Source organism: Spiroplasma monobiae MQ-1, assembly GCF_002865545.1.
GTDB lineage: Bacteria > Bacillota_I > Bacilli_A > Mycoplasmatales > Mycoplasmataceae > Spiroplasma_A > Spiroplasma_A monobiae.
The window spans coordinates 856,653-870,059 of sequence record NZ_CP025543.1 but is presented as its reverse complement, the minus strand read 5'-3'; the positions used below and the strand labels follow the sequence as shown (position 1 = coordinate 870,059).

The 13,407-nt window shown below is 29.3% G+C and carries 12 protein-coding genes; all 12 read left to right on the top strand.

Features of this window, described 5'->3' with window-relative positions; genetic code table 4:
• Complete coding sequence (gene metG, locus SMONO_RS04125; RefSeq protein WP_101781077.1) at positions 1–1,515, top strand: methionine--tRNA ligase; 1,515 nt, start codon at positions 1–3, stop codon at positions 1,513–1,515.
• Positions 1,516–1,532: 17 nt separating this feature from the next.
• Positions 1,533–3,410 (top strand): tRNA uridine-5-carboxymethylaminomethyl(34) synthesis enzyme MnmG, encoded by a 1,878-nt coding sequence (gene mnmG / locus SMONO_RS04120; RefSeq protein ID WP_425443417.1) that lies wholly within the window; start codon positions 1,533–1,535, stop codon positions 3,408–3,410.
• A 4-nt stretch (positions 3,411–3,414) separates the two neighbouring features.
• Positions 3,415–4,959: an APC family permease gene (locus SMONO_RS04115; protein ID WP_101781075.1), complete on the top strand. Its 1,545-nt coding sequence runs from the start codon at positions 3,415–3,417 to the stop codon at positions 4,957–4,959.
• A 2-nt stretch (positions 4,960–4,961) separates the two neighbouring features.
• A complete protein-coding gene (locus tag SMONO_RS04110) occupies positions 4,962–6,539 on the top strand; it encodes an APC family permease (protein ID WP_101781074.1) in 1,578 nt (525 codons plus the stop codon).
• A 40-nt stretch (positions 6,540–6,579) separates the two neighbouring features.
• Positions 6,580–7,275: a 16S rRNA (guanine(527)-N(7))-methyltransferase RsmG gene (gene rsmG, locus SMONO_RS04105; protein WP_101781073.1), complete on the top strand. Its 696-nt coding sequence runs from the start codon at positions 6,580–6,582 to the stop codon at positions 7,273–7,275.
• A 40-nt stretch (positions 7,276–7,315) separates the two neighbouring features.
• On the top strand, positions 7,316–8,089 hold the full coding sequence (locus SMONO_RS04100; RefSeq protein WP_101781072.1) for a ParA family protein: 774 nt from the start codon (positions 7,316–7,318) through the stop codon (positions 8,087–8,089).
• Entirely contained in the window at positions 8,076–8,948 is an 873-nt protein-coding gene (locus SMONO_RS04095) for a ParB/RepB/Spo0J family partition protein (RefSeq protein WP_101781071.1), read from the top strand. Before SMONO_RS04100 ends, SMONO_RS04095 begins: the two co-directional genes overlap by 14 nt.
• A complete protein-coding gene (locus SMONO_RS04405) occupies positions 8,938–9,123 on the top strand; it encodes a DUF951 family protein (protein ID WP_101781070.1) in 186 nt (61 codons plus the stop codon). The genes SMONO_RS04095 and SMONO_RS04405 overlap by 11 nt, the downstream gene beginning before the upstream one ends.
• A 1-nt stretch (position 9,124) precedes the next feature.
• Positions 9,125–10,222, top strand: a complete 1,098-nt coding sequence (gene ychF / locus SMONO_RS04085; protein ID WP_101781069.1) for a redox-regulated ATPase YchF — start codon at positions 9,125–9,127, stop codon at positions 10,220–10,222.
• A 75-nt stretch (positions 10,223–10,297) separates the two neighbouring features.
• Positions 10,298–10,771 (top strand): 2-C-methyl-D-erythritol 2,4-cyclodiphosphate synthase, encoded by a 474-nt coding sequence (ispF, locus tag SMONO_RS04080; RefSeq protein ID WP_101781068.1) that lies wholly within the window; start codon positions 10,298–10,300, stop codon positions 10,769–10,771.
• A 1-nt stretch (position 10,772) separates the two neighbouring features.
• Positions 10,773–12,200, top strand: a complete 1,428-nt coding sequence (gene gltX / locus SMONO_RS04075) for a glutamate--tRNA ligase (protein WP_101781067.1) — start codon at positions 10,773–10,775, stop codon at positions 12,198–12,200.
• A gap of 12 nt (positions 12,201–12,212) precedes the next feature.
• The gene (locus tag SMONO_RS04070; protein WP_101781066.1) at positions 12,213–13,403 is read left to right on the top strand and encodes an HD domain-containing protein; all 1,191 of its coding nucleotides are present in this window, start codon (positions 12,213–12,215) and stop codon (positions 13,401–13,403) included.
• Positions 13,404–13,407 lie beyond the last annotated feature (4 nt).

Genomic DNA, 13,407 nt, shown 5'->3' with positions numbered 1-13,407 from the left:
ATGAAAAAAGCTTTTTATGTAACAACCCCAATATACTACCCGAGCGGAAACCTACACATAGGTCATGCATATACAACAACTCTAGCTGATGTTATTTCTAGATATAAAAAAGAAAAGGGATATGAAGTTTTCTTTTTAACTGGTTCAGATGAGCATGGTCAAAAAATTGAACAAAAGGCACAAGAAAATAATCTAAGCCCTAAAGAATATGTTGATGGTATTGTTAAAGGTTTTGTAGATTTATGGAAAATTTTAGATATAGAATATGATCGATTTATTAGAACAACTGATGATGATCATGTTTTTGCAGTTAAAGAAATATTTTCGTCTTTATTAGAAAAGGATTTAATTTATCCTTCAACTTACAAAGGTAAGTATTGTATAAGTTGTGAAGAGTTTTTAACTTCAGAACAAATGGATGAAACATTTCATCACAACGTTTGTGGAAAAGAAGCTGGCGACTTTGAAGAAGAAACTTACATGTTGCGAGTTTCAAAATTTCAAAAATACTTGCAAGATTTATTTGCAACCAATTTCTTAGAACCAGAAACAAGAAAAAAAGAAATGCTAAATAACTTCATTAATAATGATCTCGAAGATTTATCTGTAACAAGAGTTGGTTTTAATTGAGGAATTCAAATAAAGGAAAATCCAAATCATGTTATTTATGTTTGGTTAGATGCCTTATCAAATTATATTACTGCACTAGGTTACAAATCTAATGATGATTCATTATTAAAAAAATTCTGAAGTGAAGATTCAGAGGTTTTACAAATAATTGGAAAAGAAATCACAAGATTTCACTCAATATACTGACCCGTAATGTTGGAGTCACTGGGTTTAAAAACGCCAGACAAATTATTGTCACACGGATGAATTCTAAGTGGAGATAAAAAAATGTCTAAATCAATTGGAAATGTTTTAGATCCAGTTGAAATTATAAACACATATTCAAGTGATGCTTTAAGATTTTATATTATAAATAATTTGCCAACAGATAAAGACGGAAGTTTTACAAATGATCTATTTATAGAATCATTTAACAACAACTTAGCAAATAATGTTGGTAACTTAATCTCAAGAGTTTCAAACATGATTATAAAATATTTCGACGGACAACTTCCTAAAAAAGATACTTCAAATCACTGATTAGTTCAAAAGGGTTTTGAAACTATTGAAGATTATAAAAAATTAATGGACATTTATAATATGTCAGAAGCTACACAATTGGTTTTAAAATTAGGACAAGAGTGTAATAAATATATTGAAGACTCAAAACCTTGAGTTTTAGAAAAAGAAGGAAAGAATGATGAACTTCTTGAAGTACTTTCTGTGTTACAAAAAAACATTGTAATAATTTCTTATCTACTAAAACCAATATTGGTTAAAACTTATCCAAGTATGATTAAACAAATGGGATTAAAACCAGAAGAAATAAATTTTGAAAATATGAAAAGCAATTTTGATTATGAAAAAATTATTGACAAGTTAGTTTTATTTGAAAGAATAAAATAAGTTTTTAGAATGGAGGCGTGCACATGCAAGCTGATATAGTTGTTGTTGGTGCGGGCCACGCTGGAGTGGAAGCTGCATTAGCTTCTGCAAGATTAGGAAAAAAAACAATCCTAGTAAATTTATATAAAGATAAAATTGCAACTATGCCATGTAATCCATCAGTGGGTGGACCCGCAAAAGGAATAGTTGTTAGAGAGATTGATTCACTTGGTGGAGAAATGGGTAAAGCTGCAGATGCAACTGCTTTGCAAATGAAACTTTTAAACTCATCAAGAGGACCTGGTATATGGGCACTAAGGGCTCAGTCTGATAAAATTGAATACTCAAAATATATGCAAAGTGTTGTTGAAAAACAAGAAAACTTAGAGCTTTATGTTGGAGTTGTTAAAGATATTTCCTTAGACTCCAGTAATAAAGTTAAGTCAGTTTTGTTGGAAGATGGAAAAGAAATATTTTGTGAAGCTGTTGTTCTGACAACCGGAACTTATCTTTCATCTTTAATTTATAGAGGTGAAGAAAAATATGAAGGTGGACCTAATGATGAAATAACAACAAAGTCTCTAAGTGAAACTTTGGTAAAATTGGGGTTAAGAACTTTTAGATTTAAAACCGGTACTCCTCCAAGGGTTAAAATTGATTCAATCGACTTATCAAAAGCAATTATCGAACCTGGTACTAATGAAAATTTAGCATTTTCATTTTCTACAGAAAAATTTTTGCCGTACGAAGAGCAAGAAGTTTGTTATTTAATTCACTCAACCCCAGAGACAAAGAAAATAATTGAAGACAATTTACATAAGTCAGCAATGTACTCTGGACAAATCGAATCAGTAGGACCAAGATACTGTCCAAGTTTTGAAGATAAGATTGTTAGATTCAATACAAAAGAAACTCATCAAATATTTTTAGAACCAGAATCAAAATCATTAGACACTTTCTATGTACAAGGTTTTTCAACTTCAATGCCAATTGATGTTCAAGATAAAATGTTAAGAAGTCTACCTGGTTTTGAAAATGTAATTGTTGACAAGTGAGCTTATGCAATTGAATATGATTGTGTTGACCCTCAACAATTAAAATTATCCTTAGAATTAAAAATGGTAGAAAATTTATTTTTAGCAGGACAAATAAATGGCACTAGTGGTTATGAAGAAGCTGCTGGTCAAGGTTTGATTGCAGGAATAAATGCTGTAAGAAAAATTGACAATAAAGAACCTTTGATTATGAAAAGAAATGAATCTTATATTGGAGTTATGATTGACGATTTAATCAACAAAGGTGTTATTGAACCATATAGATTATTAACAAGTAGAGCTGAAAATAGATTGACGCTTAGAAATGATAATTCAGAAATGAGATTAAGAAAATATGGTTATGAAGTAGGATTGATCTCTGAAGAACAATGAAAAGTGCATCAAGCTTTTGAAAAGGAAATTTTCGATAAAATAGAATTGCTAAAAGAAATTAGATTTAGTCCCAAAACAGAATTGGCACTGGAACTAAAAGAAAAGGATCAAGCTATTTTGAATCAAGGATTTAGTGCTTATGAAATCTTAAAACAACCAAAAGTAGATATTAATATATTCAAAAAATATATTAAAGAGTTAAATGAATTATCTAAGCAACAACTTCAAACTTTACTAATCTTAATTAGATTTGAAGGTTACATTAAAAAGGAAAATGAAACTATTGAAAAATTTGTGAGATTGGAAAACAAACAAATTCCAAAAGATATTGATTATTCAAAAGTTGAAAATATTGCTGTAGAAGCAAGACAAAAGTTTGAAAAAGTCAGACCAGTCTCAATAGGACAAGCATCAAGAATAACTGGAGTTAACCCCGCAGATATTCAAATGTTACTTTTCCACTTAAAGAAAAAATATAACGAGGTATAGAAACATGGTTAAGGTAAATAAAAAAAATAAAACCAAGAATAAAATTTATGAATTCCTTTCTGTGTTTTCAATGACGTTTGGTATTGTTGTTGGTAGTGGTATATATTTAAAAAATGCCGGAGACAATGGAGTACTTTCAAAAGCTGGAAATAATCCATATCTTGCAATTGCTATATGAACTTTAATGGCAGTTTTTTGTTGCATGATGATGTTGGCGTTTATTGAAATATCTACATCTACTAAAAAAGGAGATCACAACACTTTAACAGCTTGAGCTGGTAGATTTGTTGGGAGAAGATATGGTTCTCTTGTAACGATACTTTATGCACTAATTTATTTACCTGTGCTTATTATTATTGGAGCTCTATTCACAACAAGCAGCTTCTTTCAATCGATAGACATTATTTACAAAGCTACAACCGGAGATGAAAACTCAAGTTTAATGAGTTATGAAGTTAGGGTTACTATTGAAATATTTGTTGCAGCTATTATGCTGTTGTTATTTCAAGTTATGAATGCATACACATCAAAACCAGGAAAAATTTTGCAAACAGCATTATCTTTTTTAAAGTTTATACCGTTACTAACGGTTTTAATTGCTGGAATTACTTTCTTTGCAATGGGAAATCCAAGTTCGTTTGATCCTGAAAATGTTGAAAGAGTTAAATTTAAAAATGTTTTCATGACAATGATTCCAATTATGTTTGCGTTTGATGGATTTTTAGACTCTGCGGGAATTCAAAAAGATTGCGAACACAAAGAAGTTGTCGCCCCGGCAATGATGACTGGAATAGTTGCTGTTTCGGTATTTTATATTGTAATAAGTGTTGCAATATTTATGGGAGCAACTGATGGGAATATATTAAATATTTTTGCAGGTAAACCTAAAATTCATTTTGCATTTAATTTAGTTATAACAATAACATTATTAACAATGGTTAATGCATATAGTGTTATTTACCCACTTGTTATAAGAGCTTCAATTGAGGAAAAATTTGTTTACTCAAAAGATGGAACGGAACTTTCTAAAGTTAAATCTAGTTGAATTGCCATGGTGATTGTTGCAATATTCTTTATTGTTTTTGTTGGTTCAAGTTTATTATTACCAAAATCAATAACAGGAGATGATGGATATTTATATACTGCATATCTTTCTTCTGATTCAACAATAATAATAGTTTATTTATTAGATTTACCCATTTTGATTAGTATGTTAATAAACAGAAAAACAAAAAAAGTAGAAGTGAGAAAAGTCAAAGGAGCATATTTTGCAGGTGTGTTCTCAACGTCTATGTTGATATTTATGTTGGCATTCATTCATTATTTAAATATATTTAGTCCTTTGTTTATGGGTGAAGATCTGGTTGGTCCGATTATGTGAATTTTCTTTTTGGTTATATTATCTATAGCTTGAGTTGTAAATGAATCTATCATATCAAGGCAAAATATAGAATTAAATGATTTCTACTTAAGAATCAATCCAAAAAATTGATTTAAGTATGATAGACAAAAAAGTATAAAAGAATATAAGGAAAAGAGAGGTAATTAAGAATGATAAAAGTTAACAAATCCAATAAAGCAAAAAACAAAACTTTTGAATTTTTAACTATCTTTTCAATGGTTTTCGGAGTTGTTGTTGGTGGAGGAATTTATTTAAAAAATTCTGGACCAAATGGTGTATTGGCTCAAGCCAATGGAAATCCATATTTAGCTTTGGCTGTTTGAGTTTTTATTGGTGTTCTTTGTTCTTTGATGATGTTGACTTTTATAGAGGCTGCATCTTCCAAAACAAAATCAGGACACTCAACAGCTCAAAGTTGAGCAAACACATTTGTAAATAGAAAAACTGCATCATTGTTTTCAATAATGTATGTATGCATGTATTTACCAATTTTAACAAGCATAGGTGCTCTTTTTATAGTAAAAACTTTCTTTGAGGGAATTGAATCATTCACGGGTAATAAATTTGTTGAAACAATGGGTAGAGAAGGGTTTATGGCTCTTAAAATATTTATTTCTACAGTTATTCTTGTTGGTTTTTCATTAATGAACACATATACAAGCAAGCCAAGCAAATTAATACAAAGTGTATTCACCTTTATTAAATTTATTCCTTTAATGTGTGTTGTTGTTGGTGGTTTTGCAATTTTTATAAAAGATCCAAGTGGAGCAAATTCATTTAATCCTAGCGAAGAATGGCCAGAAAACAATTCAAATGTTTTTAATTTGTTTTTCGCAACTGCTGTTCCAATATTATTTGCTTTCGATGGATTTATATATGCTGCTACATTACAAAAGGATTGCGAACACAAAGAAGTTGTTGCTCCGGCAATGTTAACTGCAATTATTGCAGTCACAATATTCTACTTATTAATAACTGTTGGAATTTTCTTTGGTGCTGAGGATGGAGATATATTTGGCTTCTTTAACAATTTATTCCGAGATACACCTTGAGTTGCTTTGTTATTTAAAATAATAATAACTTGCACTTTATTTACTGTTGTTAATGGATATACAACTTTAATGCCAAAAACAGTTCAATCCGCAGTTGAAGAAGGTTTTATTTTTAATAAAGCTAAACAAGCAAAAATTAGTTTGATTAAGTCCGGATATATCTCGATGTCAATAACTTTATCTGTATATATTTTATTTTTGGCTATTTCAATAGCTATTGGTTATGCCTCTAATCCTGATGGAACAACAGAAATAAATTACTTTTTGGTTGCTGACCTAGCTTCGAGCACTACGGTTATATTTGCATTTACTGCTTATTTAATAATAATGATTGGTGTTTTAAAAAATAGAAAATCAGGAAAGGTAGAGGTCAGAAAGATTAAAGGTGGATTTGTTATTGGTATAATAACCACAATATTAGTAACTGTTATGGTTGGATATATTTATTATGTATTCTTGATTGATAGATTTCTTCAAAAAGAATTTATTGATCCAATGCTTTTAATTGTATTCTCGATAATTATATTTGTGGTTTGGGTGGTAAATGAGTGTTTAATATCTAAACAAGATATTGAAACAAATGATTTTGTTTTAAGGCTGAATCCTAAAAATTGATTTAAATATAATAAAGAATTAGAAATTGAAAAATTTAAAAGAAAAAGTAATGTAAAATAAAAAAGGCGCAAGCTTTTTTTATTTTTTATATGGAGGCATCATGAATTGAGATAGATTTAAAGATTTGAAAATTGAGCTTAATGAAAAGCAAAAAGAAAATCTAATTAAATACAAAAACATTCTTCAAGAAGAAAATAAGATTCATAACCTTACAGCAATTACTGAAGATCAGGAAATTATAGATAAACATTTCTATGATTCATTGATTTTCACAAATGAATTTAATCCAGGAGGATTGTCTATATTGGATATTGGTACTGGAGCGGGGTTTCCTGGAATGGTGTTAAAAATTATGTTTCCTTCTGCAAAAATATACTTAGTTGAATCAAATGGTAAAAAGATTAACTTCTTAAAGAAGGTTATTAAAGAACTAAGTCTAAAGGACATTTGAACTCTAAACGTAAGAGCTGAAGAATATAGTGTTGAAAATAGAGAAAAGTTTGATGTAATAATATCAAGAGCAATGGCACCACTAAACATATTATTGGAAGTTGGTGTTCAAGCGCTTAAGGTTGAAGGGACATTCATTTGTTTAAAATCAAAAAATGTTAACAACGAATTAGATGACTTAAATGGTAAAGAAAAGAAAATTGGATTAGTTCTTAAGGGTAAACAAGAATTACGAGATGAAGTTCTAGGTGAAAGAAATAATTTATTTTATAAAAAGAATAAACCTACTCCTTTGGAATACCCAAGACTTTATAGTCAAATAAGAAAAAGACCACTAGGAAAATAGTGGATAATTAAGATATAATAATCATTATGAGAGGTAATTTATGGCAAAAGTAATTTCAGTTTCAAATCAAAAGGGTGGAGTTGGTAAAACAACAACATCTGTTAACTTGGCATGTGGTTTAGCGCTTGCCAACAAAAGGGTTTTACTTATAGATATGGATCCTCAATTCAATGCAACAACTGGTGTGGGTTTTGAGATAGATAGCGATTCATTAAGTATGTATCATGTCTTTGTTGGGGAAAAGCAACTTTCTGAAGTAATAGTAAAAGACATTAAACCAAATATTGACTTAGCACCCAGCTCAATAGATGTAGCTGCGGTAGATTTAATTTTATTAGAACAAAAAACTAATAATCAAAATGTTCTAAGAGATGAAATAAAAAAAATAACAGACAACTATGATTTCATAATAATAGATTGTCCGCCAAGTTTAGGATTAATTAATAGAAATGGTCTAGCTATTTCTGACACTGTATTAATTCCAATCCAAGCAGAGCACTACGCAATGCACGGGGTTGCACAACTTTTAAGAACTATTAAAAAAGTGAAAGAAACATTAAATCCAGATTTAACAATCGAAGGTGTTCTTGTAACAATGTTTGATTCACGTACAAAATTGGCTCACGATGTTTTAGAAGAAATTATGAAAACATTTGGACCAAAAGTTTATAAATCAGTTATACCAAGAAATATTAGAATATCAGAATCTTCAATTGAAGGTAAATCAATTTTTGAATATGACAAAAATGGAGCAGGATCAATTGCTTACATTGAATTTGTAAAAGAGGTGCTAAAAGAAAATGGCCAAAGCTAAATCAAAATATAACTTTAAAGGGTTGGACGATATTTTTGGAGAATCAGTTTCAGATATAGTTGGTGTAATTGAAAATGATAAAGAAAAAGCTAATAGTAAAAAAACTTTAGTTGATGTAAATTTATTAAAACCAAACCCATATCAACCAAGAAAAACTTTTGAAGATGAGGAGTTAAATGAACTTGCATCTTCAATTAAAATCCACGGAATTATTCAACCAGTTATTATTAATAATAAAAACGAAATAATAGCAGGGGAAAGAAGAACCAGAGCTGCCAAAATTGCTGGATTAAAAGAAATTCCTGCAGTTGTTTTGGAATTAACTTCAGAACAAATGGAAGAGTTTGCCATAATTGAAAACATTCAAAGGGTAGACTTGCTTGATATTGAAGAAGCTGTTGCTTACAAACAATTATCAACAAACTTGAAGTTGAAACAAGAAGAAATCGCAACAAGAGTTGGTAAATCAAGATCTCATGTTGCAAATATTATGAGGCTTTTAAATTTGCCTCAAAAAGTTCAAGACGCAATGTTACAAAGAAAAGTGACTATGGGTCAAGCGAAACCTTTGCTTTCAATTGTTAATAATGAAAAATTGTTAGATTCAATTTTTAAATTAATTTTAGAAAATGATATCACAGCAAGACAAGTTGAAGAAATGATCAAAAAAGGTGAAGCTGATCCAAGCGAAAAGAAAATAGTTAACAAAAAACCATCGGTTGTATATATGGAAAACAAAATGATGAGAAGGCTTGGAACTAAAGTTTCAATTGATAATGGAAAATTGACAATTAGATATTCAGATGACGAAGATCTAAACAGGGTTTTAGAAATTTTAGGACTAACAGATGACGATTAATGTTGGTGATAAAATTTATCTAAAGAAGTCACACCCCAGCAAAACAATTTATTGAACTGTTTTGAGGGTTGGTACTATATATAAATTGCAATCTAACCTTGAGAGTAATTTAATTGTAGAATTTAAAAAAGAAAATCTTATTAAAAATATTAAAAGAATAGAAAGTGGAGATTAATATGGGATTACAAGTAGGAATAGTGGGTTTACCAAATGTTGGTAAGTCAACATTATTTAATGCAATTACAAACTCAAAAGTTGAAGCTGCAAACTATCCTTTTGCAACAATTGAACCAAATGTTGGTGTTGTAGAAGTTCCCGATTCAAGATTAGACCAACTAGCAACTATATTTAGTTCTAAAAAAACTATTTATACAACAATTGAGTTCGTTGATATTGCCGGTCTAATTGCGGGGGCAAGTAAAGGTGAGGGTTTAGGGAATGCTTTCCTTGCCAACATCAGAGAAACTGATGCGATTTGTGAGGTTATTAGATGTTTTGATTCAAAAGAGATAACTCACGTTGAAGGTAGTGTTGATCCTATTAGAGATATTGAAATAATAGAATTAGAATTAATCTTAGCTGATGAATCAAGTGTTAAAAAAAGACTAGCTAAAGTTGAACCAAAATTTAAATCAGGAAAAGATAAAGATACTGTATTTGAATACAACTTATTAAAAAGACTCGAAACTCAACTATCAGAAGGTAAATTATTAAATAAATTAGAATTTGACGAAGAAGAAAAAATAGCTATTAAATCATTCCAATTATTAACTACTAAGAAATTTATTTATGTAGCAAATGTTGGAGAAGATGAAGTTAGAGAAGATAATCAATATGTTAAATTGGTAAAAGAATATGGAGCATCATGTAATTCGCCAGTTGTTAAAATATCTGCAAAGATAGAAGAAGAATTGAGCGAACTGGACAAAGATGATAAAGAAGTTTTCTTGAGTGATGCCGGAATTGAAACATCTGGATTAGAACAATTAATTAGAGCTGCTTATTCAACTTTGGGTTTAAAAACTTACTTCACTTGTGGTCCCCAAGAAGCAAGAGGGTGACAATTTAAAGAGGGTTCAACCGCACCTCAATGTGCCGGAATCATCCATACAGACTTTGAAAAAGGATTTATTAAAGCAGATGTTTACAGATGTGAAGACATCTTTGAACTTGGCGATGAACAATCATTAAAAAATAGTGGAAAAATAAAATTAGAAGGTAAAAACTATATTGTTCAAGATGGCGATGTATGTTTCTTCAAATTTAATAGATAAAAATGAATGATTTATTAACTTAATTAGTTATAAATCGTTTTTTATTTTATAATCAATTTGTTATAAGGAGTAAATATGATATTCAAAGTTGGATTTTCAAAAGACACACACAACTTAATTGATGGGAACAAAATTATTCTTGGTGGAATTAATATCCCTTGCGATAAAGGGGTTCAGGCTTACAGTGATGGCGATGTAATTTTTCATTCTCTTGCAGAATCAATATTTGGTGCCTTAGGTCTTGAAGATCTTGGGCAAAATTACAATCAAAAGACAATGGAAGAAAACTTTGATTCATCAACAATGGTGATTGAAGCAAATAAAATCCTTTCAGAAAGAGGCTTTAAAATATCAAATATAGATTTACTGATAGAATTAGATTCTCCTAAATTAACTGATTGAAAGATTAAAATCAAAGAAAACATTTCAAATGTTTTAAATATAGAAATAGATAAAATATCTGTAAAAGCAACAACAACAGAAGGAAACTTCACAAATATAATAACTAGTTATAGTAATGTATTAATTTACAAAGAAGAGGGAAAATAAAATGAGTAAAATTAGATTAAGATACGCACCAAGCCCAACTGGACACCTGCACATTGGTAATACGAGAACTGCATTGATGAATTATTTATTTGCAAAACACTTTGGTGGAGATTTCATTTTAAGAATTGAAGATACCGATGTGGAAAGAAATGTTGACGGTGCAATAGAATCTCAATTTGATAATATGGAGTGATTGGGGATAATTCCTGACGAATCATTTAGAGCTCCAAAAGATGGCTACGGTAAATACATGCAATCTCAAAAGTTTGATGTTTATAAAGATTATTCAAACAAACTAATCAAACAAGGTAAAGCTTATAAATGCTACTGTACACCAGAAGAGTTAGAAAGAGATCGTGAAGCTCAATTGGAAAAAGGGATTGTAGCACCTCAATACAACAGAAAATGTTTGCTGAACAAAGTTGAAGACGAAACAAAACCGTATAATATTAGATTTAAAGTTCCGGAAAATAAAATTTATAAAATAAATGATATTGTTCGTGGAGATGTTGAATTTAATTCAAAAGAAATTGGTGATTTCGTTATTCTAAAATCAAACGGGATTGCAACTTATAACTTTGCGGTTGTGGTTGATGATTATGAAATGAAAATAACTCATGTTGTTCGTGGTGAAGAACACATCTCTAATACACCAAGACAGTGTATGATTTATGAGGCTTTTGGTTGAGAAGAACCAAGATTCTGTCACTTAACTTTAATTGTTGATGAAACTAAGAAAAAGCTTTCAAAAAGAAGTGGAAATGCAGTGTTCTTTATTTCTCAATACAGAGAACAAGGATACCTACCAGAAGCAATCTTTAACTACATTTCTTTATTGGGATGAAGTCCTAACAATGAGCAAGAAATTTTTACAAAAGATGATTTAGTAAAAATATTTGATGAAAAGAGATTCACTAAATCTCCAAGTACTTTCGATATGGTTAAAATGAAATGAATCAACAGTCAATGAATTAAAAAAATGTCAGAAGAAGACTTTACTAAATTTGTAATCAACTTTGTTGATCAAACTAAGTTTGATTTATCAAATAGAGATCAAAAATGAGTTGAATCAGTCCTGTTGCTGTTTAAAAAAGAACTTGAGTTTGGAGTTCAAATTAATGACCACCTAGATATATTTTTTGAAAAACAAATTGATGACAAAACAAGAGAAGTTTTAAAAGAATTTGATGATTTAAAAGAAATGATAGATTTCTTAAAAAAAGAAATTGAAGTTATGGAAGACTTTAGTGAAGATAACATCAAAACTTTAATAAAAGAGGCTGGTAACAATTCTGGTAAAAAGGGTAGAGATTTATTTATGCCAGTTAGAATATATACAACTTTAAGTGAGCATGGTCCTGAATTAGCTAAAACAATTTCTTTAATTGGTAAAGAAAAAGTTTTAGAAAACATTAATAGCATTAAATAAAAGAGGTGCAACATGGAAAAATTTATAAGAGATAATGTTCACGGAGAAGTCTATATTGAAGATTCAGTTTTTACTGACTTAATTGATACAGATGAATTCCAAAGATTAAGAAGAATAATCCAACTTGGAGGAGGACAATTTGTTTTCCCAAGTGCAAATCATACAAGATTCTCACATTGTATAGGGGTCTATCATGTAATTTGTAAATTTTTAGAGAATAGCGAAATTGACAAACACATATCAGAAAAAGATAAAAAGGTTTTAAAGATATCTGGATTACTTCACGATATTGGTCACGGGCCATTCTCACACACATTTGAATTAGTAACAACTAGACACCACGAAGATTACACAGTTGATTTGATAAAAGGTAATACCCAAATTAATAAGGTCTTACTAAAACATAATATTGACCCAGAAGAAGTTATTTCTGTTATTGAGGGTAGACACGATAACCAAATAGTCAATTCCCTTGTTTCAAGTCAGTTGGATGCAGATAGACTTGATTACTTACAAAGAGATTCAATTGGAGCTGGAGTTAATTATTCAAAACCGGACATTGATTGAATAATTAGGAATGCAAAAGTGGTTGAAGGTAAAATTGTTTTTGCAAGCAAAACTATGAATGCGATAGAAAATTTTTTACTAGGAAGATATCATATGTTTAGACAAGTATATGAACATAAAATATCTACAGCTTTTGATAATACATTTAAAATGTGATTTAAGAGATTTAAGGATTTATATAATGAAGGATATAATTTCAAAAATATTGAATCTGTTGATTTATTTAAAGAGGTTTTTGAAAATAAACCAATGCCTTTAGTTAAGTACATCTATCTAGATGACTATAGTATGTTTAATTTGTTTAAAATTTTAAAAACAGAAGATGATGAAATACTAAAAGATCTATCTGATAGACTACTAAATAGAAAGTTCTTGAAAGTATCTTATGATATGGAAGAAAAAGAATTTGAAAAAATGAAATCTGAATTTAAGGGTAACACAAGTTACTATTTCGATGAAGTTACAATAAAGGATATATTCATTTATAAAGATGTAAATGGTAAAAAAGATGAAACAATTTATATTTTAAAAAATAACAAACTAAATAATTTAAAGGACTTATCAGAAATACTAAATATTGATTGAAAGAATAATATAAAAAAAGTTTATATTTTTCCAAAGTATAATGTAGAATAGAAAT